Origin of the sequence: Desulfovermiculus halophilus DSM 18834 (genome assembly GCF_000620765.1) — a bacterium.
Lineage (GTDB): Bacteria > Desulfobacterota > Desulfovibrionia > Desulfovibrionales > Desulfothermaceae > Desulfovermiculus > Desulfovermiculus halophilus.
The window spans coordinates 1-20,959 of sequence record NZ_JIAK01000004.1; the positions used below are offsets into that span (position 1 = coordinate 1).

Annotated in this window: 25 protein-coding genes; 13 read left to right on the plus strand and 12 right to left on the minus strand. The window is 58.2% G+C overall.

Annotated elements, in window-relative coordinates; translation table 11 throughout:
• The first annotated feature begins 405 nt into the window (after window positions 1–405).
• The 8 genes from N902_RS0100010 to N902_RS15670 all read left to right on the plus strand — a co-directional run bounded on the left by N902_RS0100010 (window position 406) and on the right by N902_RS15670 (window position 7,053).
• Window positions 406–1,146: a sulfite exporter TauE/SafE family protein gene (locus tag N902_RS0100010; RefSeq protein ID WP_027369244.1), complete on the plus strand. Its 741-nt coding sequence runs from the start codon at window positions 406–408 to the stop codon at window positions 1,144–1,146.
• An 810-nt stretch (window positions 1,147–1,956) separates the two neighbouring features.
• A complete protein-coding gene (locus N902_RS20450) occupies window positions 1,957–2,079 on the plus strand; it encodes a hypothetical protein (RefSeq protein ID WP_279614639.1) in 123 nt (40 codons plus the stop codon).
• Between the two features lie 15 nt (window positions 2,080–2,094).
• A complete protein-coding gene (locus N902_RS20300; protein WP_279614642.1) occupies window positions 2,095–3,084 on the plus strand; it encodes a DUF362 domain-containing protein in 990 nt (329 codons plus the stop codon).
• A gap of 264 nt (window positions 3,085–3,348) precedes the next feature.
• Window positions 3,349–4,131: a DUF4198 domain-containing protein gene (locus tag N902_RS0100025; protein ID WP_027369245.1), complete on the plus strand. Its 783-nt coding sequence runs from the start codon at window positions 3,349–3,351 to the stop codon at window positions 4,129–4,131.
• Between the two features lie 43 nt (window positions 4,132–4,174).
• Window positions 4,175–4,798 carry a cobalt transporter CbiM gene (gene cbiM, locus N902_RS0100030; protein ID WP_027369246.1) on the plus strand — a complete coding sequence of 208 codons (624 nt, stop codon included), beginning with the start codon at window positions 4,175–4,177 and terminating at the stop codon, window positions 4,796–4,798.
• Window positions 4,799–4,801: 3 nt separating this feature from the next.
• Window positions 4,802–5,455 (plus strand): hypothetical protein, encoded by a 654-nt coding sequence (locus N902_RS0100035; RefSeq protein WP_027369247.1) that lies wholly within the window; start codon window positions 4,802–4,804, stop codon window positions 5,453–5,455.
• A gap of 10 nt (window positions 5,456–5,465) precedes the next feature.
• A complete protein-coding gene (gene cbiQ / locus N902_RS0100040; protein WP_034621129.1) occupies window positions 5,466–6,212 on the plus strand; it encodes a cobalt ECF transporter T component CbiQ in 747 nt (248 codons plus the stop codon).
• A gap of 28 nt (window positions 6,213–6,240) precedes the next feature.
• Complete coding sequence (locus N902_RS15670) at window positions 6,241–7,053, plus strand: energy-coupling factor ABC transporter ATP-binding protein (RefSeq protein WP_084287535.1); 813 nt, start codon at window positions 6,241–6,243, stop codon at window positions 7,051–7,053.
• 88 nt (window positions 7,054–7,141) lie between these two features.
• Here the strand turns inward: N902_RS15670 and N902_RS0100050 are convergent, their stop codons facing one another.
• The 7 genes from N902_RS0100050 to N902_RS0100080 all read right to left on the minus strand — a co-directional run bounded on the left by N902_RS0100050 (window position 7,142) and on the right by N902_RS0100080 (window position 14,209).
• Window positions 7,142–7,612 (minus strand): universal stress protein, encoded by a 471-nt coding sequence (locus N902_RS0100050; protein ID WP_027369249.1) that lies wholly within the window; start codon window positions 7,610–7,612, stop codon window positions 7,142–7,144.
• Window positions 7,613–7,857: 245 nt separating this feature from the next.
• Entirely contained in the window at window positions 7,858–8,127 is a 270-nt protein-coding gene (locus N902_RS19600) for a hypothetical protein (protein ID WP_153304103.1), read from the minus strand.
• Between the two features lie 148 nt (window positions 8,128–8,275).
• Complete coding sequence (gene gdhA, locus N902_RS0100060; RefSeq protein ID WP_027369250.1) at window positions 8,276–9,625, minus strand: NADP-specific glutamate dehydrogenase; 1,350 nt, start codon at window positions 9,623–9,625, stop codon at window positions 8,276–8,278.
• A 264-nt stretch (window positions 9,626–9,889) separates the two neighbouring features.
• A complete protein-coding gene (locus N902_RS15675; protein WP_084287537.1) occupies window positions 9,890–12,022 on the minus strand; it encodes a (Fe-S)-binding protein in 2,133 nt (710 codons plus the stop codon).
• A gap of 44 nt (window positions 12,023–12,066) precedes the next feature.
• Window positions 12,067–13,215: an acyl-CoA dehydrogenase gene (locus N902_RS0100070; RefSeq protein WP_027369251.1), complete on the minus strand. Its 1,149-nt coding sequence runs from the start codon at window positions 13,213–13,215 to the stop codon at window positions 12,067–12,069.
• Between the two features lie 404 nt (window positions 13,216–13,619).
• Window positions 13,620–13,901, minus strand: a complete 282-nt coding sequence (locus N902_RS0100075; protein ID WP_027369252.1) for a hypothetical protein — start codon at window positions 13,899–13,901, stop codon at window positions 13,620–13,622.
• Between the two features lie 86 nt (window positions 13,902–13,987).
• Window positions 13,988–14,209, minus strand: coding sequence for a hypothetical protein (locus N902_RS0100080; protein ID WP_027369253.1), 222 nt, complete (start codon window positions 14,207–14,209; stop codon window positions 13,988–13,990).
• 108 nt (window positions 14,210–14,317) lie between these two features.
• On the opposite strand from N902_RS0100080, the gene N902_RS15680 reads away from it, so the two are divergent.
• Window positions 14,318–15,016 carry a class I SAM-dependent methyltransferase gene (locus N902_RS15680; protein ID WP_034621086.1) on the plus strand — a complete coding sequence of 233 codons (699 nt, stop codon included), beginning with the start codon at window positions 14,318–14,320 and terminating at the stop codon, window positions 15,014–15,016.
• Window positions 15,017–15,657: 641 nt separating this feature from the next.
• On the plus strand, window positions 15,658–16,266 hold the full coding sequence (locus N902_RS15685) for a molybdenum cofactor guanylyltransferase (RefSeq protein ID WP_051564034.1): 609 nt from the start codon (window positions 15,658–15,660) through the stop codon (window positions 16,264–16,266).
• Between the two features lie 31 nt (window positions 16,267–16,297).
• Here N902_RS15685 and hemC read toward each other — a convergent pair whose 3' ends face one another.
• The 3 genes from hemC to N902_RS0100105 form a co-directional block, all read right to left on the minus strand.
• Window positions 16,298–17,230, minus strand: a complete 933-nt coding sequence (gene hemC, locus N902_RS0100095; protein ID WP_027369254.1) for a hydroxymethylbilane synthase — start codon at window positions 17,228–17,230, stop codon at window positions 16,298–16,300.
• Between the two features lie 142 nt (window positions 17,231–17,372).
• Window positions 17,373–17,603 carry an FmdB family zinc ribbon protein gene (locus N902_RS0100100; RefSeq protein WP_027369255.1) on the minus strand — a complete coding sequence of 77 codons (231 nt, stop codon included), beginning with the start codon at window positions 17,601–17,603 and terminating at the stop codon, window positions 17,373–17,375.
• 44 nt (window positions 17,604–17,647) lie between these two features.
• Window positions 17,648–18,256, minus strand: a complete 609-nt coding sequence (locus tag N902_RS0100105) for a D-sedoheptulose 7-phosphate isomerase (protein WP_027369256.1) — start codon at window positions 18,254–18,256, stop codon at window positions 17,648–17,650.
• Window positions 18,257–18,351: 95 nt separating this feature from the next.
• On the opposite strand from N902_RS0100105, the gene thrB reads away from it, so the two are divergent.
• Genes thrB through N902_RS15695 form a run of 3 tightly spaced genes read left to right on the plus strand, consistent with a single transcriptional unit; the run spans window position 18,352 to window position 20,139 of the window.
• Window positions 18,352–18,951 carry a homoserine kinase gene (gene thrB / locus N902_RS15690; RefSeq protein WP_051564035.1) on the plus strand — a complete coding sequence of 200 codons (600 nt, stop codon included), beginning with the start codon at window positions 18,352–18,354 and terminating at the stop codon, window positions 18,949–18,951.
• A complete protein-coding gene (locus N902_RS0100115) occupies window positions 18,917–19,525 on the plus strand; it encodes a hypothetical protein (RefSeq protein WP_027369257.1) in 609 nt (202 codons plus the stop codon). Before thrB ends, N902_RS0100115 begins: the two co-directional genes overlap by 35 nt.
• Window positions 19,526–19,566: 41 nt before the next feature.
• Entirely contained in the window at window positions 19,567–20,139 is a 573-nt protein-coding gene (locus N902_RS15695) for a hypothetical protein (protein WP_051564036.1), read from the plus strand.
• Between the two features lie 76 nt (window positions 20,140–20,215).
• On the opposite strand, the gene infA is transcribed toward N902_RS15695, so the two are convergent.
• Window positions 20,216–20,434, minus strand: coding sequence for a translation initiation factor IF-1 (infA, locus tag N902_RS0100125; RefSeq protein ID WP_027369258.1), 219 nt, complete (start codon window positions 20,432–20,434; stop codon window positions 20,216–20,218).
• Between the two features lie 24 nt (window positions 20,435–20,458).
• Window positions 20,459–20,956: a metallophosphoesterase family protein gene (locus N902_RS15700; protein WP_051564037.1), complete on the minus strand. Its 498-nt coding sequence runs from the start codon at window positions 20,954–20,956 to the stop codon at window positions 20,459–20,461.
• Between the last annotated feature and the right edge of the window lie 3 nt (window positions 20,957–20,959).

Genomic DNA, 20,959 nt, shown 5'->3' on the forward strand with positions numbered 1-20,959 from the left:
TTGAGCCAGCTCAGTCCATTTATCTTTCGAAAGCTCCAAGGTGCCCAGATTAAGCACAACTCTTTGCCTGGGGCCATCCGGAGTACGAATTGACTCAACTAACTTATGTGTATAATATAACTTATTAGAATTCTTGTACTTTCTTTTTGTTTCCCTGATGAACATGCAAGGAGTTTATCATGGCTGGCCATTCTGTCAATAAGCAGTTTTGCATTCGTAGTCACTACAAAAGACCGTATAACTAAAGTAACTACGTATTTTCAGGTGGTTACGGATTTTTGGCAAGTTAATCCAGGCAAATTTTAAGCTAATTTTGCGAAGTTAAGCGTAAAGATGGGTTATGTATGCAATTCCACTTTCTGTGTCGAAGAGCCCCCGCCCTTGCCCGATCATTCCAGAGGGCGTATGAATGCCGCCATGCCGAACGAGTATCTGCTTATCGCCCTGATTGTCTTTGCCGCTGGATTTGTCCAGGGCCTGTCCGGGTTCGGAAGCGCCCTGATCGCCATCCCCCTGCTCTCCCTGTTTCTGCCCCTGCGCTTTGTAGTCCCCTTCATCCTGCTCATCGGCACCAGCATCAACCTCATGCTCCTGCGCGAGTCCAGGGAACATGTCCACGTCTCCGGATCCCTCCTGCTCATCGCCGGCAGCCTGCCGGGCATTCCCCTGGGAGTGATCACCCTGGCCGCCTGCCCGGAATGGACCCTGCAGCTGATCCTGGGCGGGTTGTTGATGTTCATCTCCTTGTCCGCCCTGACCGGGCGCAGCCCCCGGCTGCCTCCCGGACCCGGATGGGCAGTCGCTTCCGGGCTTATCTCCGGCTGGCTGGGCGGATCGCTGGGCACCAGCGGTCCGCCGGCGATCATATACTGCTCCAGCCAGCCGTGGCCCAAGGAAAGGATCAAGGCCACCCTGGTCAGCTACTTCCTTGTCTCCGGGCTGCTGGTCATCGGAGCCCAGGCCACCCAGGGCTTTTTCACCTCATCCGTGCTGTACGCCTATCTTCTGGCCCTGCCGGTTCTGTTCCTGGGGACGGCATGCGGAGCGACAGGGTTTAAACGGATCAATCAGGCCCAATACGTCCTGCTCATCAACTGCATGCTGGCGATCCTCGGGGTGATCAGCGTGATCAAGGGTGTGCTGTAGAGAGATTCTTCGCTCCCAGACTCGCTCAGAATGACAAGAAGAAAGAAACCGATGACCAGAAAGAGGCATGGCCACCTGCCGACTGGTTCTGATGCCCCTTTTGTCATTCTGAAGGAGCGTATGGACTGAAGAATCTATGGACAGCGGTTGATGGCGACCGGGTCCTGCTTACTCATGGGTGCGATTAGTTAACAGTTGGAGTAATCCAAATCGAAATCGGGATCGGTATCGAAATGGAAAGAATATGTCATTCGGTGCAGCAGGAATTCTCAGTTTATGCATATCGATCCCGATCCCGATAGCGATTTCGAACCCCAAAGAAAGAAAAGCACAACAAACGGATGCACTGGACGTTCATTCTTCGGGCCAGTGATCCTCAGCGTCATCAGAATCCCATTGGGTAGCCATTCCCAATCGAAATCGGGATCGGTATCGAAATCGTTTCCATGCTTCGGTGCGCCTGTCAGGGCATGTGGGTTTGCATGATCACCTTGACTGCAAATTGGGATCAGAACAGCCTGGATGCCAGGTAATAGGTCAAGAGTCCCACTCCCAGCGGGACATAGATAAACAGTCAGGGGGTGCAGCTCTTTCCCCCTTTCCAGACCAGTAGGCCCAGGGCCGTCCCTGCAAGCAGAACGGCCAGTATCAGCTCCAAGCTTATCATCATTTCATTCTCCCTGTTCTTTCGGCTCTTGGACACAGAAACTGGAATTGCCTACATAAGAGTTTGCAAACTCCAAAAATCCACAGGCTACGTCGAAGAACCGTTTTTTTCTTTCAGGCAAAGCTGACAGGACCGTACACCATATGCCCCAAGACATGCAGCCTCAATCAAAAGCCAATGCCCGGGTCCTGATCCAGGATGCGGAATACGACGCCTCCCTGCCCCGGGTCATCGACCGGATTCTGGAAGCTTTTCCCAGAAACTGAGCCGGAAAATCCGTACTGGTCAAGCCGAACATCCTTGCCCCGCACCCTCCGGACAAGGCGGTGACCACCCATCCGGACCTGGTCCGGGCCGTGGTCTCCGCCCTGCTGGACCGCGGGGCCAGGGTCATGGTCGGGGACAACCCGGGCATCAGTGCCTACGGCCGTTCCGGCCGGTCCGCGGCCGTAAGCGGAATTGAGCAGGCCGCCCTGGGCTGTTATGTTCCCCTGGGCCAATATCCTGTGCACTGCCCGGTGCCGTCAAGGTACTTCGATCATGTGACCGTCTCCAGACAAATCCTGGAGGCGGATGTACTGGTCAGCGTTCCCAAGTTGAAGACCCATACCCTGACTGTGCTCACCGCCGGCATCAAAAACACCTTTGGCTACGTGGTGGGCGGAGACAAGATGCGCCTTCACGCCGCCTGCCCCCGGCCCCGCCAGTTTGCAAAGGCCCTGGTGGACATCTACAGCATCCGGCCGCCGGATCTGACCATCCTGGACGCCGTGGTGGGGATGCAGGGCAACGGACCAGCCAACGGCAGCCCTGTTGTCCTGGGCAAAATCATGGCCTCGGATAATGCTGTCAGCCTGGATGCTGCGGCTGTTTTCTTTCTGGGCCAGGAGCCGAAATCCGTTCCCCACATCGAGGAGGCCGGAAAACGAGGGCTGGGAGAGATCGATCCGGCCCGGATGGACATCAAGGGAGAGCTGCAGCCGGTGACGAGTTTTCGTTTTCCGCAGACCTTTCTCCCCGGCCTGTCCGGCCTGGTCCTGAACAGATGCCTGTCCAGGTGGATCAACTGCCTGCCGGAGGTGGTCTCCTCCCGCTGCGTTCAGTGCGGGCTGTGCGTCTCGCACTGTCCGGCTAAGGCCATGTACATGACCAGGACCGGTCCTGTGGTGCGAAGTGGGACGTGCATTCACTGCTACTGCTGTCAGGAGCTGTGCCCTGAAGACGCCATTGTGCTCAAAGGCCGCCTGCTGCGTCTGTTACGGCGCTCTTAATCAGAACCAACTCTCAACAGCCAGGCCAGCAACCCGATCGAACACCCGGTCATTTTGTTCTCAGATGTAAGGCACCAGAAGTGTTCACAAGTTAACTCCTTCCGATTACAGAACAAATATACTGAAATTGTTGACAATCATAAACAGCACCCAAGATCCCTGTTCAAATGTATTTTCTCCTTGACAGCAGGCACAATTTGATCCAGCATGGGTAGCACTTTTTTTTAATTTGTGCTAAAAAATTTGCGCAGAAAGGAGAATGGTATGCACAAACCTGTGTTCACTTGCGCCTTTTTGGCAGTTCTTGGCCTTTGTTTTCTCCTTCCCCAAAACCTTGCCGCCCATTTCGGGGCGGTTTTGCCGGAGCATTCCCTGCTCCAGCAGAGGCAAAAGCAAACCGATGTTTCTTTTGCCTTTCTGCACCCTTTTGAGCAAAAAGGCATGGAACTGGAGAAACCTCTGGGAGTGAAGGTAATCCATATGGGCAGCGGACAGTCCAGATCGCTCACAGAGGACCTGCAGCCCACCCAGCTTTTGGGACATCAGGCCTGGACAACGACGTTTCAGCCCCGCCGGCCCGGAGTCTTTTGTCTGACCATGGAACCCAAGCCCTACTGGGAAGAGGCCGAGGATATCTTTATCAAGCACTTGACCAAGACATACATCGCTGCCTTTGGCCAGGAAAACGGCTGGACAAAGCCCCTGAACCTGGAGACCGAGATCGTCCCCCTGACCCGGCCCTTTGGCTTGTATTCCGGCAATGTCTTCCAGGGCAGGGTGATGCTCGATCAGGAGCCTGTTCCGGGTGCAGAAGTTGAAATCGAATTCTACAACCAGAATAAGCAGGCAGAAGCGCAAAGCCCGTACATGGTGACTCAGGTGGTGACAGCGGATGAAAACGGCGTTTTCACCTATGCCGCGCCCAAAGCTGGCTGGTGGGGCTTTTCCGCCTTGAACCAGGCCGACTACACCCTGGAACATGAAGGGGAAGAGAAAAACGTTGAGCTCGGGGCTGTCATCTGGGTTCAGTTCCTGCCCTGGCAGTAGCGGATTCAGGCAAGACAATCACACGTTTGCAGAGGCCATCTCCATGCACATATCCGAAGGCATACTCTCGGCTCCGGTACTCGCAAGCGGAGCAGCGCTGGCTCTGGCTGGAACTGCCGTGGGCCTCAAACGCATGGACCAGCATGAGGTCCCCAAAGTGGCTGTGTTTACTGCAGCATTCTTTGTTGCCACTCTGGTGCATGTACCGCTTGGTCCGGCCAGCATCCACCTTGTGCTGAACGGTCTCGTGGGCCTTATCCTGGGCTGGGCCTGTTTTCCGGCCATCCTGGTGGCCCTGCTCCTGCAGGCGGTCTTTTTTCAGTATGGCGGAGTAACCGTCCTTGGAGTCAATACGGTCATCATGGCCTTGCCGGCTCTGATCTGTTCTATGCTCTTCTCCCGGCTGATCAAAAAAAACAAGAGGGTGTCCGCTCTGGCTGCTTTTCTGGCCGGCAGCCTCTCTGTTTTGGGCTCCGGCCTGCTGGCCGCTTTGTGTCTGGCCCTTTCCGGGCAGGCCTTTCTGCCCGCGGCTCAAGCTTTTTTAGTGGCCCATGTTCCCCTTGGGGTGGTGGAAGGCATTGTCACCGCGATCATCGTGGGCTTTCTGCTCAAGGTCAGACCGGAAATCCTCGAGGTTTCAGTACCTCTTGAGCAGGAAATAGAGTGAGTTATGATCAAAAAATTATGTCTTGGGTCTCTGTGGTGCCTAGCGGTTTTGTCCTGGCTCTTTGTGGTCCCGGCTTCGGCCCACAGGGTCAACCTTTTCTGTTTTGTGGAGCATGAAAATATCGTCTGCCAGGGCAGCTTCCCAGATGGTTCTGCAGTCAAAAACGGGGAGCTCACAGTCACGTTCAAAGGGGACAATGAAGCACTGCTCAAGACCAGTATCAATGAGCAGGGTCAGGCCGAGTTCTCAATTCCCGCCAGGGCCAGGGCAGCCAAACAAGATCTGCATATCGTCCTGGAGGCCTCTATGGGGCACAAGGCATCCTGGACTGTTCAGTCCGAAGAGTTCGGGCTCCAAAACGAGAGCATCGAAGCAGACCCCGCTTTCGAAGCCAAGCCGGAGAACTCGCCAGCCAGAGGATCAGATCCAAACCAGACTGCAAAAGCCAAGCCTGTCCAAATATTCCTGGACCGGGAAGAGCTGCAGAGGATAGTAGCCGCGGCCGTGTCCCAGGAAGTGGCCCCCTTGAAAAGACAGATCCAGTCCTTGCAGCAGGATCGTGTTTCCCTGCAGGATATTCTGGGTGGCCTGGGATACATTCTGGGGCTCATGGGACTGACCTTGTACTTCAAGAGCCGCGGCTCAGGCCGGAGGTAACCGGGTGCAGATGGAAACCTTCAGCCAGGGCAGCTCACTGCTCCATCGCAGTGATCCCCGGATCAAAATTTGCCTTATCGTTCCCTATGCTTTGACCGTGGTCCTGCTGACCGGTTTTCCCGCAGCCTTGACCGCCCTGGGGATGTCTACAGTCCTTTTACTCCTGGCCCGTCTGCCCCGGGGGCCGGTCCTGGCCCGGCTGGCCCTGGTCAATATCTTTATTCTTTTTCTGTGGGTCTTTTTGCCTTTTTCAGCTGCAGGTCAGGCTGTATTCACGCTGGGACCATTGACCTGTACCACAGCAGGCCTGGCCCTGGCCGGGTTGATCACCCTAAAGTCCAATGCAGTGGTCCTGGCGGTTATGGCCCTTTTGTCCACCTCTTCCACGCCTGCCCTTGGCTACGCCCTGAGCCGTCTGGGCCTGCCGGATAAGCTGACCTTCCTCCTGTTGATCAGCTACCGATATCTGTATGTGATTCTGGAGGAATACCATCGCCTGGACTCAGCAGCCAGAGCGAGAGCCTTCAAGCCAGGAACGAATCTGCATACCTATAAAACCTACGGCTATCTCCTGGCCATGGTCCTGGTCAACAGCTATGACCGGGCCGGCCGGGTGTATCAGGCCATGCTGCTCAGGGGTTTCCAGGGGAAATTCTATTCCCTGCAGGAGCTTGCCCTGACCCGGCGGGACGTGTTTTTTTCTGCGGGCATGGCGGCCACAGTGGGAGCACTGATTATTGTGGACCTCAGTTTATAAAAATCAGCAAAACTGCGATGTATACACCATGCCCCAAACCCTTGAACACGCAAATACCCCGCTTTTACGCCTCAGCCGGATAACTTTTGCCTATCCGGAACAATCCCGGCCGCTCTTTAAGGACCTGGACTTTTCCTATTCCCCCCATCAGCGCATGGGCATCATCGGACCCACAGGCCAGGGCAAGACCAGCTTTCTCAAGCTTCTGGTAGGGCTTTTGAAACCGCAAAAAGGCAGCCTGCTCTACAGGGAACAACCACCGACCCCCTCCAGCCTGCAGGAGTTGCGCAGCAACCTGGGCTTTGTATTTCAAAATCCAGAGGACCAGCTTTTCTGCCCAACGGTTCTGGAGGATGTGGCCTTTGGGCCTTTAAACCTGGGGCACAGCATGGCAAAAGCCCGGCAAAGATCCCGGCACGCCCTCAAGCTGGTGGGCCTGGATGGATACGAGGACCGGATCACCCATAAACTCTCTGGAGGCGAGAAAAAGCTCCTGTCCCTGGCCACCATCTTATCCATGCAGCCCCAGGCCTTGCTCCTGGATGAACCATCCACAGGCCTGGACCCCGATACCCGCCAGCACATCCTGGAGGTCATCAAAAACAAGCTGAACCTGGGGCTGATTATTGTCTCCCATGATTGGGATTTTCTCTATCACACCACCCAGGAGCTCTTTACCCTGGAGGATGGACACCTGGAACCCAAGAATCGGAATATCCTCCACCAGCATCTGCATTCCCACGCCAGTGGAGATGTGCCCCACGAGCACATGAACGGCTCCAAAGGGACCGGTCACTCATCTCCCCCTGCCTCCGATACACAGAGTCCGCATGAGCCGTGACCCCCTGGTGCAGCACCTTGAAGGTGTTCCCGGATTTTCAATCCGGCGCGCGGGATCTTTATCCGGGTTCAAAGCATATATTGGGCCCTTAATCATATGCGATTAACTTTTTTCTGTCCTTCTTTTGTTCTTTGTGCCTGAGCACCAGCACAGGACAATGGGCCGTTCGAACCACTCTTTCCGCAACCGAGCCCAGGGCGAAATGTTTGATGCCGGTCCGGCCATGGGAAGGCATGACAATGAGTTCAGCGTCGACCTCTTCAGCATAGTTGATGATTTCCGAGGCCGGACTGCCTAAATGGATATCAATCTGGAGGTCCTCATATCCTTTGTTCTGAAGTTCTTCCCGGAGCTTTTTTTGAATAGACTGGATGCGCTCTTCTTCGGTCTCTTTCCCCCATGTCCCGCCGATTTCATGCTCATCCCAGGGCCGGGAGACATGAATGATGTGAATGTGAGATGACTCCTGCACAAACTCCCTGGCCACATCCACAGCCTGAATACTCTCTTCCGAAAAATCTATAGGCACTACAACGCATTTTTTCTGTAACCAGGACATGGCAATCTCCTTTCTTCTAAGTTGAAGGACTTATTAATGAGAGCAAAAAGTTGTTTACTTTTTGCGCGCTGCACTCAGCTGCGCGGGAAATAAATTCCCGCTTGCTTCATGCGCGAGTCCCGCCATAGGCGGGACTACTACTGGGAGCGCAATGTAAAGAACATTTCGCACCCATTAGTAAGCTGTCTTAGATTCAGGGGAGCGGAATCTTTCCCTGGCCTCATATGGGCCGATCACCATACGCCTTATTCCAGCAACCCGACAGGCATAACAATGAGCGGTATTTCTTTTTCCCCGGCCCGGATGACTTCAGCACTGGTTTGGGCATAAGCGTTTGAATCCACAGACACTCCCTGCAGACAGAGAGTTCCGGCCCAAAGGAAGGGAATAAGAGACACCAGATGCTTTATTTTCATGGAGCCTCCTGCATATTTGGGATCAAAATCTCGCCCCTCAATATCCAATGTCAGAAACAGACGATGTACAGAATAACACCAAGATACGATTTTATACATCCAAAGTCTATCATACCTGCCGCTTGGGTGTATAGACCGGCTTTGATGTGAGTAAACAAGGAAACAAAAAAGGGGCCCCACTTTGTTCGTGAGGCCCCTTGGCAAGAATCTGTCCTGGAATTCCAGCAATGAATTTCAGCCAGGCGTATCAGACCACTCCCTGATCCAGCATGGCGTCCACCACCTTGACAAAGCCGGCAATGTTGGCTCCGTTCATGTAATTCTGCGGGGTGCCGTACTCTTCAGCTGCATCAAGGCAGGTCTTGTGGATGTTCTTCATGATCATCTGCAGCCGATTGTCCACCTCATCCCGGTTCCAGCCCAGGCGCATGCTGTTCTGGGTCATCTCCAGCCCGGACACGGATACGCCTCCGGCATTGGCCGCCTTGCTGGGACCAAACAGAACTCCGTTGTTCAGGAAGACATCGATTCCATCCGGTGTGGTGGGCATGTTCGCCCCCTCAGCCACCACCTTCACCCCGTTTTTGACCAGATTCTGGGCGTCCAGGGCGTTGATCTCGTTTTCAGTGGCGCTGGGAAAGGCGCAATGGGCCTGATAGTCCCACAGGGGATTGTGATCCTGGCCGGATTCCAGAGCCACATACTCGGCCCCGGAATATTTTTCAGCGTACTCCTTGATTCGCCCCCTCCGCACGTTCTTGAGCATCTTGACGAACTCCAGCTTCTCCTGGCTCACCCCTTCCGGATCATAGATATAGCCGTTGGAATCGGACAAGGTAACTATCTTGGCCCCGAACTCCAGGAGTTTTTCAGTGGTGTACTGGGCCACATTGCCCGAACCGGACACCAGGCAGGTCTTGCCTTCCAGGGTCTCGTTGCGGGTGGCCAGCATCTCTGCCGCGTAATAGACCACCCCATACCCGGTAGCTTCGGGCCGGATCAGGCTTCCGCCCCAGTTCAGGCCTTTGCCGGTCAGCACCCCGGTAAATTCGTTGCGCAGCTTCTTGTAAAAGCCGAACAGATATCCGATTTCCCGGGCTCCGACCCCGATATCCCCGGCCGGGACATCCGTGTTCGGCCCGATGTGCCGGTACAGCTCGGCCATGAAGCTCTGGCAGAAGCGCATCACCTCGTTGTCGCTCTTGCCCTTGGGGTCGAAGTCCGAGCCACCCTTCCCCCCCCCCATGGGCAGGGTGGTCAGGGCGTTCTTGAAGGTCTGCTCAAAGGCCAGGAACTTGAGGATGCTGATGTTGACCGAAGGGTGAAAGCGCAGTCCGCCCTTGTACGGCCCCAACGCGCTGTTCATCTCGATCCTGAAGGCCCGGTTGACCTGAACCTCCCCCTTGTCGTCCACCCAGGGGACCCGGAACTGAATGATCCGCTCCGGCTCCACTATCCGCTCCAGAACCTTGGCCTGGCGGTATTCCGGGTTCTTGTCCAGAACCGGCTTGATGGATTCAGCCACCTCGCTCACTGCCTGATGAAACTCCGGCTGTCCGGGATCCCGGGCGGTCACAATGTCCATAATCTCTGTCATAAATGCCTTCTCCTTGCTTCGTTGCCACAGCGCACCCTGTATCCGGTCTGCACTGCCCTCCGGGGCTTGGCCCAGGCTTAAAATCCGCCGTTGTACATTGTCATCAAAGGGGGATACCGATTTTCGTCTCTATTGGCAACAATTCCTCCCCTTGTCTCCGGCGGCATGCCGTCCGGACCGGGAGGCATGCACCAAAAAGCCGGCCCGGACGAATCCGGACCGGCTCCTGGGTGAACCGGGCAGGTAATGTGGGGCGCCCCCCCCTTATTCCCCTGCCTCCTGTTCCTGGTTATCTTTCTGCTCCCTGCTGTCTTCTTCCGCCTGTGCCGTCTGCCCTGTGAGCAGGCCCTTGATCTGTCTGGCCACCAGCTCGGTCAGGTCGATGACCTCCATCTTCCCTTCCAGACCGCTGGTCTTCACCCCGTCTTCCAGGTTCACCAGACAGAAGGGGCAACCGGTCACGATCACCGTGGCCCCGGCTTCCTCGGCCATTTTCACCCGGGCCTGGCCCATGCGCTGATCCTCGATGGGTTCGTAGAAGAGCATCAGCCCGCCGCCGCCGCAGCAGAAGGAACGGTCCCGGCTGCGCTCCATCTCCACCCGGGTAAGGCCGGGGATGGAGTCCAGGACCTGGCGGGGGGCGTCGTAGAGCAGGTTGTGCCTGCCCAGATAGCACGGGTCATGGTAGGTATACACCGCGCTGCTGTCCTCAACAGGAGCGAGGTTCAGCCTCCCGGACCGGATCTGGCCCAAGACATACTCCGCAATGTGCTCAACCTGGGGCAGTCCGGCATAGTCCTTCTTCAGGGCGTTGAGGGCATGGGGATCGGCGGTCACGATCCGCTCCGCCCCGCTGTCCAGAATGGCCTGGGTGTTGTGCTCCTTCAAGCTCTGAAACAGCATCTCCTCCCCGAAACGTCGGACCTCGTGCCCGCTGTCCTTTTCCCCTTTGCCCAGGATCGCGAACTCCTCCCCGCAGGCGGAAAAGATCCGGGCCGTGGCCCGGGCCAGGTCCTGCAGCCGCTCGTCGTAGGAGGTTGCGCTGTCCACAAAGTACAGGGTCCTGGCCTGGGTCTTGGAGCCGGCCACCGGGACCTCCAGGCCTTCCTCGGCCAGGGGCTTGGTCCATTCCTGCCGCTTTTTCTCTGTCTTTCCGTAGGGGTTGCCCCGCTTTTCCAGGGCGGACAGGGGCTTCTGCAGGGACTGGGGAACCAGGCCTTCATCCACCATGCCCCGGCGCAGATCGACGATCTTGTCGATGTACTCGTTCATCACCGGGCACTCTTCCTCGCACGCCCCGCAGGTGGTGCAGGACCAGATCTCGTCCTCGGAAAACACCCGGCCCATGACCGCCTCCCGGCCCTGCATATCGCCCCGGACCGGGTAGTGCTCGAACATATAGTCCCGGGACTTGATGGAGATGAACCGCGGAGACAGGGGACGGCCCACGTGGTTTGCCGGACAGTTGTCCGAGCACCGTCCGCAGTCCACGCAGGTGTAGAAGTCCAGCATGTGCTTCCAGGTAAAGTCCTCGAAGTACTTGACCCCGAAGCTCTCCAGGTCGTCCAGCTCTTCATCCGAGACGCCCCAGCGCACCGGCTTGACGCTGCCCTTGTCCAGCTTGTGGAAGTAGACGTTGAATATGGAGGTGATCACATGGAAGTGCTTGCCGAAAGGCAGAAAGCACAAAAAGAAGAAAAAGATCACATCGTGGGCAAAATAGGAAACCACGTGGGTGAACTGCAAGAATCCGCCTGAAGCAGGGGCCAGGATCCATGCAAAGAACCAGCCCAGGCTCAGGGGCGCAGGCATGTGCTCCATGCCGGCTGCGGCCACATGCGCGGCCTCGAACAGGCTCTCAAAGACCATCAGGCCGCCGATCAGGCCCAGGACGAAAATGGCCTCAAAGGTATGATCTTTCCCGTATTGGGGCGGCACCTTGTACCGCTCCGGGGTGTACACCCCGCGCCTGATCCCGGCCGCGATGCAGGCCAGAAACACCAGGGTGGCCGCGTAGTCCTTGAGCACATTGTACACATCCCCCAGGGGCCCGGACAGGCCGGGAAACACGAAATCCGGGGAGAACCCGATGATGACCAGGGAGATGGACCGGATGGCCAGGATGAGAAACCCGAAGAAGATGACGATGTGGAGGACACCGGCCAGCATGTACCTCGGCTGCTTGTACTGGCCCAGCCAGTAGACCAGAATGTCCTTGACCCGCTGGCCCGGACGGTCGAAACGGGGATCCGAAGCCCCCTTGACCAGGGGGATCAGCCGCTTGACCATGATATAGACGAAACAGGCCAGCCCCAGAACAGGTATGAGTACGGCCAGGACCCAGCCCGGGATGCCGAACAGGCTGCTCCAGGCCGGGGGCGTCAATACGTCGTGCATATGCATGTCCTTTGTGCTTTTGATATTCCGAGCCGAAGGCCCCGCTACTTCAAGATATTGCCTCCGATGACCATCCGCTGGATCTCATTGGTCCCCTCGTAGATCTGGGTGATCTTGGCGTCCCGCATCATCCGCTCCAGTGGATAGTCCTTGACGTATCCGTAGCCGCCCAGGACCTGCACTGCCTCCGTGGTTGCCCACATGGCCACGTCCGAGGCATAGCACTTGGCCATAGCCGCTTCCTTGGTGTACGGGAGCTTGTTGTCCACGCACCAGGCCGCTCGGTAGACCAAAAACCTGGCTGCGTCGATCTGGGTTGCCATGTCCGCCAGCTTGAACTGCACGGCCTGAAACCTGCCGATGGGCTGGCCGAACTGCTGCCGCTTCTTGGCGTAGGCCAGGGCCTCTTCGTACGCCCCCTGGGCGATGCCCAGGGCCTGGGCCGCAATCCCGATCCGGCCGCCGTCCAGGGTCTTCATGGCTATCTTGAAGCCGTCCCCTTCCTTGCCCAGCAGGTTGTCCTTGGGTACCCGGCAGTTGGAGAACACCAGCTCCCGGGTGGACGAGGACCTGATGCCCAGCTTGTCTTCCGTCTTGCCCGCGGAAAAGCCCGGGGTCCCTTTTTCAATAATAAAGGCGCTGATCCCCTGATGCTTCTTGGGCGCATTCTCGTCCGTCTTGAACATGGCCACGGTTATTTCTGCATCGCCGCCATTGGTGATGAAGTTCTTGCTCCCGTTTAAGACCCATTCATCGCCGTCCAGCACAGCTGTGGCCTGGGTTCCTCCGGCGTCCGAGCCCGCCTCGGGCTCGGTGAGACCCAGGCAGCCCAGCTTGGTCCCTTCAGCCATGGGCTTTAAGAACTTCTGCTTCTGCTCCTCAGTCCCGAACAGGTATATCGGATTGCTGCCCAGGGAAACGTGCGCGGACAGAACCACCCCGGTTGAGGCGCAGACCCGGGACAGCTCCTCGATAGCAATCACATAGCTCTGGTAGTCGGCCTCCGCTCCCCCGTAGGCCTCGGGAAAGATGATTCCCGGAAGCTCCATCTCCGCGAGCTTGTCGAATTGAATATCGCGGTCAAAACGCTCTTCAGCGTCCCGTTCCGCAGCTGTTGGCCCCAGTTCCTTCTTGGCGTAGTCCCGGACAGCCTTGCGCAGCATTTCGTGTTCTTTCTTCAGCTTAAAGTCCATACTCACTCCTTTCTGTTTCGACTCTGATTCCAAACAGCCGTCTTATTCAATTTCCGGACAGCCTTACCAACTCTCGGGAAAAGACGCAATTGGCAAAACAATGAACACTGCCCGGGCGTTGTCCGGTCCTGGCCGGAGGCCGGTAAATGCCGCTGGAAGCGAGGTACGAAAAGGCTCTTCGACACAGAAAGCAGTGATCTGCACGTGAGTAGCCGGGAGGGGGCAGGGACCCCCTTTGGCCGGGCTTAGAAAATACCGGGCCGAAAGTGGGCACACAGAAGAGATGGCAAACTCCAAAAATCCACAGGCTAGGTCGAAGAACCTACGAAAAGAAGGTCGAGGCAAGGAAGAGGGGTTCGGGCGGGAAAGAAGCCCCGCCCCAAGACCACGGCTTGGGGCGGGATCTAGGAGTCGTTCCTGGCCGATGAGCTCAGCTTCGGCCGGTCGTTGGTCCGATACACACAGGACATCTTGCGCTCCGGAAACTCTTGGATAACCAGATCGTCCATATGGATCTTCAGCTCATTGAGCTTGTCCATGACCTGGGAGGCGCACTCAACCGCCTCATGTCCCTGACCGTATATGGATTCCAGGGCCCGGTAAAAGGCTTCGAGCCTGTAGTAGCAGGTCTGGATAATCAGGCTGTTTTCCATGTGCTGTTCAAACGAGAACTGGGTTTTGGACATAACTCCTCCACTGACCTCCTGACGTTTTGTCCCTGAACTGGTAATTGTGATCCGCCCCGGGGCGATGCTGGAGAACCGGCCCGGGCTCAGGGCCTGAGCACGCTCTGGGCCGGCTTTTGCGAAAGGCGCAGGCATTCCGCACGGAACAGGCAGTGTACTTGATCGCAGTACCCGCTGCCGGCCCGGGCAAAGCAGTCGAAGTTTCCTTCATCCCTCTGAATGGCCCGGATGGCCTGGATCTTGGTCATCCCCACCCCGAACCGCAGCCCCCGTGCTCTGCCCAGGTCCCGCACTTCCTGCATCTTCATCGCATGGCCCCCTGTAGGTCGGTTTGACGGCTTTTCCTGAATCCCAACCTAGAGTATGCTCATTTGCTGTCCGAGACAAGCCGCACATACCATTTTTCCGGAGCCCGAATGCCGTCTGTCCCCAGCAGCCCCCAATGCCCCCTGTGCTTTAATGGCCGGACCCTGCCCTATCACCAGGACCGCAGGCGCAGCTACTGCCAGTGCCCGGTCTGCAGGCTGGTCTTTGTCCCCCCTGAGCAGCACCTCAGCCCGGCCCAGGAAAAGGCCCGCTACGATCTGCATCAAAACGAGGTCACGGACCCAGGCTACAGAACGTTCCTGTCCCGGGTTCTGCACCCTGTTCTGAGCCTGGTTCCTCCCCCCGCCTCCGGCCTGGACTTCGGGTCCGGACCCGGGCCGGCCCTGGCCGCCATGTGCCGGGAAGCAGGGTATGCCATGGATATCTACGATCCCTTTTACGCGCCGGATCCAAAGGTCTGGGAGCGCAGCTACGACCTGATCACCTGCACCGAAACGGTGGAGCACTTCCGCCGGCCGGGCAGAACCCTGCCCCGGATATGGTCCCTGCTCCGCCCGGGAGGCTGGCTGGCTGTGATGACCAAGCTGGCCGCCTCACCCTCCGCCTTTGCCGGCTGGCATTATATCCGGGATGAAACCCACGTCAGCTTCTTTTCCCTGGATACCTTCCAGTGGCTCGCAGACCGGCTGTCGGCCGAACTCAGGCTCTATAGCCGGGACATCGTCCTGTTGCACAAGAAAAATGGCTCGGCGTCACAGGAAATGGAATTGCCATTTGGCGGGGCGTAGAAAATACCGGGCCGAAAGTGGGCACCCAGAAGAGACGGCAAACTCCAAAAATCCACAGCCTGGGGCGAAGAACCAGAAAAATGTCCCCTTTCCTTGACATCCGGCTGCCCTGGGGGCAGAGACTAATCTGCATGCCTGCCAAGGTGCGGGCACGATTTCGCTAACGATACCGACTGGGAGTGGTTACCCAATCGGATCCTGATAACGCTGAGGACCACTGGCCCGAAGAATAAGCGTCCAGTGCATCCGTTTGTTGTGCTTTTCTTTGTTCGGGTTCGTAATCGATATCGGGATCGGGATCGATATCCATAAACTAAGGGTTCCTGCTGCACCGAATGACATATCCTTTCGATTTCGATACCGATCCCGATACCGATTTCGATTTGGATTATCCCAACTATTAACTAACAACCGTTTTTATACAAACCCACATGCCTGCCAATGCGCAGGCACAACGAAGCATGAAAATAACACATCCTGTAAAAACAAGACCTTAGAGCATTATTTTCATACAAACCCACATGCCTGCCAAAGCGCAGGCACAACGAAGCATGAAAATAACACATCCTGTAAAAACAAGACCTTAGAGCATTATTTTCATACAAAAAGTGTCACCCCTTCCCTGGACCGAGACATGGGCTATGCTTACCTCAGTATCCGGAGCCATCCTCAGCGGCGGCAGAAACAGCCGCATGAACGGGCAGAACAAAGGCTGTCTGCGCCTGGGACAGGAGACCTTTCTCCAGCGTCTCTATCAGACCCTGAGCACTGTGTGCGCCGACGTCCGGGTCATCACCCGCAGCCCGGAAGATTCCTGTGCCGGCTCCTTTCCGGTTAGCGCGGACATCTTTTCCCTGCGCTCCTCTTTGACCGGGATACACGCAGCCCTGCACTCCAGCCGCCTGGACTACGTCTTTATCACCGCCTGCGACTCGCCTCTTCTGGCCCCGGGACTGATCCGGCTGCTCATGGACCGCACCGTGGGGGGGGATGAGGTCGTGGTCCCGGTGGTCAACGGCTATTACGAGCCCCTGTGCGCCCTGTATTCCAAGAGCTGCCTTCCGGTAGCCGGCCGGCTCCTTCACAGCGGCCTGGCCAAGATATCGGCCATGTACTCCCAGGTCCGGGTCCGGACCGTTTCCGAAGCCGAGGTCCTGACCGTTGATCCCGGCCTGGATTCGTTCATCAATGTCAATACGCCGGAGGATCTGGCCGCCCTCCTGCAGCGCACAGGGCACGGCCGCCCCTGAGCTGCAAACGCCGGCGGTCCCACAGCCAGTCCTACTCCCCGCAGGAGTAGATCTCGCGCAGAATCTCCCGTCCTCCGCGGTCCAGCACCCTGCGGGCCAGGGACCGGCCCAGGCCTTCAGCCTCCCGGCAGCCGGCCCGGCCCTGCTCCATGATCACCCGCTTCCCCTGCAGGTCGGAGACAAAGCCCTGCAGAAAGACCTGATCATCTTCCACCCGGGCCATGCCCCCGATGGGGACCTGGCAGCCGCCCTCCAGCTCGTGCAGAAAGCTTCGTTCCGCGGTCACGGTCACCCGGGTCTGGGCATGATCCAGACCGGCCAGCAGGGAATGCAGCCGGGCGTTGTCTTCCGGATATTCGATGCCCAGGGCCCCCTGGCCCAGGGCGGGAAAGAAATCCGGCGGGACCAGGGGAAAGGCGTGCGGGGCAGTAAGGCCCAGGCGCTTTAAACCCACGGAGGCGACCACAATGGCGTCGTAGAGGCCCTGCTCCAGCTTGTTCAGCCGGGTATCCAGATTGCCGCGCAAGGTCTGAATCTCTAGATCCGGACGCAGGGCCAGAAGCTGGGCCTGCCTCCGCAGGCTGCTGGTCCCGACCACAGCGCCCGCGGGCAGGGACTGCAGATCGGGGTATTCCATGCTCAGCAGGCAGTCAAAGGCGTCGTCCCGCTCTGGCATCACGCCCAGGGTCAGGCCGGATACCAGCTCGCCGGGCACATCCTTCATGCTGTGCACGGCCAGGTCCGCCTCTCCGGCCAGTATGGCCTCCTCAATCTCCTTGACGAAAAGCCCCTTGCCTCCGACCTTGGCCAAGGGGACATCCAGGATCTTGTCTCCGGAGGTCTTGACCACCTTGAAATCGACATCTATGTCCGCATGCGCCTGACGGATCAGGCCGGCCACATGCTCGGCCTGCCACAGGGCCAGCTTGCTGCCCCGGGTGGCGATTGTCAGCGAGGTACTCATAGGCCTCTTGATGGGTTCTAAATTCACGAAATACCGCCGCCCGGGCTCAGTGCTCCGCACTCGGGGCACCGTCCTGGCGGCGGAAGATGCCTGCCGTTCTCCACGGCCCCGCCGGCAACGCGCACCATGCAGGGCAGCGGGGCTATCCGCAGGAGGCGCAGCTTCCTCCGCTGCACCCGGTACAGCCCCCTCCGGAAGGAACGGTCCCGGCCCCGACAGGTTCACTCCCTCCCAGCTTGCTCCGGCACCTGGACATGAGCTTCTGGGTCTTTCCTGATCCGCATTTGGGGCAGGTCACTGCCTCTTCCCGTCCCAGAACGATCTCCTCAAACTGATGAGCGCACTGTGCGCAGGTATACTCGTATATAGGCATAGCCGTTCTCCTGGATTGGATGTAGAAATGGTCTGTCGTCCTGTTCACAGGTAGGGCTGGAGTTGATCGGCAGCCTCGAAGAGAAAATGATCCACAAGCCCGCAGAGCAGGTGCCCGATGACGATGTGCACCTCCTGGATATGGGCCGTGCGCTGAGCGGGCACGCACAGAGGATAGTCGCAGTGCTCCTGGATTGCGGCCCCCTCTCTGCCCAGCAGGGCGACCGTGGTCAGCCCCTGCTCCCTGCCCATGCGCAGGGCCTGCAGAACATTCCGGCTGGTTCCGGAGGTGGAGATCCCCACGCAGACGTCCCCTTCCCGGCCCAGGGCCTTGACCTGCTTGCTGAAAACCTGATCGAACCCGTAGTCGTTGCCTACAGCCGTGAGCACCGAGCTGTCCGTGGTCAAGGCCAGGGCGGGCAGAGAGGGCCGTTCCATCTCGAACCTGGAGACAAACTCCGCGGCCAGGTGCTGGGCGTCCGCGGCACTCCCTCCGTTGCCGCAGAAGAGGATCTTTCCTCCCCGGACCAGGGTCACGGCCATAAGCTTGGCCACCTCAATCACGCTTTCGCTGCCGGCCTGAAAAAAAGCTGTGCGCGCCTCAATACCCTGTTGCACATACTCCTGGACAAGAGACTGGGGGTTCTGGGTCATATCCGCTCCGACTTGGCCTTTGCCGGTTTCTATGCTAGTTGCTACATATTGCCGCATACCGCGGCGTCAACCATCCTGTCTGCATAAGGTACGCAATGGCTGGATCCAAAGCTGTGCACCGCTGTTCGTCCCAGGACAAAAGCTCACCCTGGCGCTTTGGGCCTGAACAGCCCCTGTGCATCACCTTCATCGGCATGCCAGGCTCGGGGAAGAGCACCCTGGCCTCAGGGCTGGCCGAAAGACTGGGCTGGGCCTTTCTGGACACCGACCATCTCATGGAGGCCTGGTACGGCCTGCCCCTGGAGGCCCTGCGCAATTCCCTGGGCCTCGATCAGTTCCTGGAGGCGGAAGAGGAAACTCTGGTCAGCCTGGATGTCAATCGCTGCGTCATCGCCACCGGAGGCAGCGCGGTCTACAGCTCCCGGGCCATGCAGGCCCTCAAAAGTAGCGGAGTCGTCATCTATTTGCAAGCCGACTATGCCACCATCTCCCGGCGGATCAGCCGGCATCCGGAACGGGGGCTGGTCATGCAGCCGGGACAGAGCCTGTTTGACCTGTACCTGGAACGGCGTGAACTCTATGAGCGCTACGCGGATCTGGTTCAGAGCACCGCATCCGCGTCCATTCAGAACTGCATCCAAACCCTGGAAAGATCCGTCTATGACCTGTGGTTCAAAGAAAACCCCCCAAAATAGCATCTTCCGCCGCCTGGCCGAGCTCTATGCCAGGATGGAGGCTGAGTACGACGACCTGGCCTCCCGCCTGGGACTGAGCTGCGCCAAGTGCTCTGACAACTGCTGCGTGAGCTATTTCCAGCACCACACCTATATCGAATGGGCCTATCTGTGGCGCGGAATTACCACCCTGGATGCAGAGCAAAGACAAGCGGTCCTGGCCCGGGCCGAAGACAACGTGGCCCGGAGCCGGGAGCTTTTGGCCCAGGGCAGCCGGCCCAGGATCATGTGCCCTTTGAACCAAGCGGGCCTGTGCATCCTGTACGACTACCGGCTGATGATCTGCCGTCTGCACGGCGTCCCCAATCAGATCCACATGCCCAGCGGAGAGACCAAGCAGTTTCCCGGCTGTCATGTCTGCCAGGAGCTGACCGCCAATATGCCGCGCGTTCCGGTCCTGGACCGGACGCCGCTGTATATCGAGCTTGCCCAATTGGAACGGGAGTTCACGGGATCACAACCCGGCCGGCTGCCCAAAGTGGATATGACCCTGTCCGAGATGCTGGTCCAGGGCCGGCCGCCGATCAGTGAATAAGCCCCAGAGAGGAGCGAATGCGACTGGGGAGGAAAATGCTCATGAGCACAAAGCACGGACAGCGCATCCCGGGCAGCCGGGCCCTGAAAGGCCTGGGCCCTGTCCTGCGGGCGGGGGTGTGCGCGGCCCTGCTGGCGGGCCTTCTGGCCTGCGCCAGCCAGACAGTGGGCCACCTCAAGCAGCACCCCTGGTCCCTGGATCAGCCCCAGAGCCTGCGCACCAACTATCTCAGCTTCGATTTCCTCTGCAGCCAGGATCCCAAGGGTCTTCAGGTCCGGGGCCAGGCCTACCCCCGGCCAGACGGTCCTATCCCGGACTGGGCCACCTGGGCCAGGGACCTGTGGCTCGGGGTCTACCTCAGCGACCGGTCCGGACAGGTTCTGGCCCAGAAGATCGAGGTTCTGCCCCCTCAGGCCCTCAGCCGGGCCCGGCCCATTGAGTTTTCCTTTATCCTCAAGCCGCACAGCATGGGCGAACCCGGGCCGGTGTTCATCAGCTTCGGCTACCGGCTGGTCCTGGCCCCCGGTCCGCAAAAGAAAACCGCACAGAGTGCGGAAGACCGAGAAGATACGCCCGTCTTCTTTGCCAGTGAGTCCGCGCTGACCAGGTTCTAAGCCCCCCGCAGCAGAAAACGCTGCTGACCCGCGGATCATTGGGCTGCCCTCCCGGTTCCAGCCGGCTCACCAGGCCCTACTTGTAGCGAAAGACGATTCGCCCCCTGGTCAGATCATAGGGAGACAGCTCCACCTTGACCTTGTCCCCGGGCAGGATACGAATGTAGTGCTTGCGCATCTTGCCCGAGATATGCCCCAGAATCTCGTGTCCGTTCTCCAATTCCACCCGGAACATGGCGTTGGGCAGCGCTTCGGTGACCACGCCCATTACTTCGATAGATTCTTCTTTTGCCATACACACCCTTTTGGTTTGCAGATCCTATGCAACATCAATCCATTTCACATCCGGCTTCCATCCCGGACGCAGCTCAATCCGGGCCAGCCCGGCGGGGCTGCCTTTGGGCAGGGAGAAGCTCCCGGGGTTGAGGACCGGGACGGGGTACGCATCAGGCTCATACAGCCGCCTGTGGGTATGCCCGAAGCAGATCAGGTCCAGCTCCTGGTCCTTGAAGCTGGACACGACTTGTTCAACCAGGGACCCGGATCCCAATCCAAAGCCGTGGACCATTCCGATCCGGAACTGGCCCAGCTGGACAGAGGTCTTTCTGGGCAGGGTATCCGCCCACTGCCCGCTGTCCATATTCCCGGCCACGGCAAAGAACCGGGGATGGGAGTTCAGATAGGCGTATACCTGCTCCCCGGTGATGTCCCCGCAGTGCAGCACTGCGTCCATCTCCTCCATCACCTGCTGATAGGCAGATATCAAGGCCTGGTTCGGCGTCATCATATGCGTATCGGACAATACGGCTATCCGCACAAC

Bases quoted from the DNA above. Each gene is read 5' to 3' on its own strand.
- N902_RS0100050 (WP_027369249.1), bottom strand. From the start codon at position 7,612: ATGTCCTGGTTACAGAAAAAATGCGTTGTAGTGCCTATAGATTTTTCG.
- N902_RS19600 (WP_153304103.1), bottom strand. From the start codon at position 8,127: ATGTATAAAATCGTATCTTGGTGTTATTCTGTACATCGTCTGTTTCTG.
- N902_RS20450 (WP_279614639.1), top strand. From the start codon at position 1,957: ATGCCCCAAGACATGCAGCCTCAATCAAAAGCCAATGCCCGGGTCCTG.
- N902_RS0100100 (WP_027369255.1), bottom strand. From the start codon at position 17,603: ATGCCTATATACGAGTATACCTGCGCACAGTGCGCTCATCAGTTTGAG.
- N902_RS0100075 (WP_027369252.1), bottom strand. From the start codon at position 13,901: ATGTCCAAAACCCAGTTCTCGTTTGAACAGCACATGGAAAACAGCCTG.
- N902_RS15685 (WP_051564034.1), top strand. From the start codon at position 15,658: ATGCTTACCTCAGTATCCGGAGCCATCCTCAGCGGCGGCAGAAACAGC.
- N902_RS0100070 (WP_027369251.1), bottom strand. From the start codon at position 13,215: ATGGACTTTAAGCTGAAGAAAGAACACGAAATGCTGCGCAAGGCTGTC.
- cbiQ (WP_034621129.1), top strand. From the start codon at position 5,466: ATGGAAACCTTCAGCCAGGGCAGCTCACTGCTCCATCGCAGTGATCCC.
- N902_RS15695 (WP_051564036.1), top strand. From the start codon at position 19,567: ATGAGCACAAAGCACGGACAGCGCATCCCGGGCAGCCGGGCCCTGAAA.
- N902_RS0100080 (WP_027369253.1), bottom strand. From the start codon at position 14,209: ATGAAGATGCAGGAAGTGCGGGACCTGGGCAGAGCACGGGGGCTGCGG.
- N902_RS0100105 (WP_027369256.1), bottom strand. From the start codon at position 18,256: ATGACCCAGAACCCCCAGTCTCTTGTCCAGGAGTATGTGCAACAGGGT.
- hemC (WP_027369254.1), bottom strand. From the start codon at position 17,230: ATGAGTACCTCGCTGACAATCGCCACCCGGGGCAGCAAGCTGGCCCTG.
- N902_RS15675 (WP_084287537.1), bottom strand. From the start codon at position 12,022: ATGCACGACGTATTGACGCCCCCGGCCTGGAGCAGCCTGTTCGGCATC.
- gdhA (WP_027369250.1), bottom strand. From the start codon at position 9,625: ATGACAGAGATTATGGACATTGTGACCGCCCGGGATCCCGGACAGCCG.
- N902_RS0100035 (WP_027369247.1), top strand. From the start codon at position 4,802: ATGATCAAAAAATTATGTCTTGGGTCTCTGTGGTGCCTAGCGGTTTTG.
- thrB (WP_051564035.1), top strand. From the start codon at position 18,352: ATGGCTGGATCCAAAGCTGTGCACCGCTGTTCGTCCCAGGACAAAAGC.
- infA (WP_027369258.1), bottom strand. From the start codon at position 20,434: ATGGCAAAAGAAGAATCTATCGAAGTAATGGGCGTGGTCACCGAAGCG.
- cbiM (WP_027369246.1), top strand. From the start codon at position 4,175: ATGCACATATCCGAAGGCATACTCTCGGCTCCGGTACTCGCAAGCGGA.
- N902_RS15680 (WP_034621086.1), top strand. From the start codon at position 14,318: ATGCCGTCTGTCCCCAGCAGCCCCCAATGCCCCCTGTGCTTTAATGGC.
- N902_RS15670 (WP_084287535.1), top strand. From the start codon at position 6,241: ATGCCCCAAACCCTTGAACACGCAAATACCCCGCTTTTACGCCTCAGC.
- N902_RS0100025 (WP_027369245.1), top strand. From the start codon at position 3,349: ATGCACAAACCTGTGTTCACTTGCGCCTTTTTGGCAGTTCTTGGCCTT.
- N902_RS0100115 (WP_027369257.1), top strand. From the start codon at position 18,917: ATGACCTGTGGTTCAAAGAAAACCCCCCAAAATAGCATCTTCCGCCGC.
- N902_RS0100010 (WP_027369244.1), top strand. From the start codon at position 406: ATGAATGCCGCCATGCCGAACGAGTATCTGCTTATCGCCCTGATTGTC.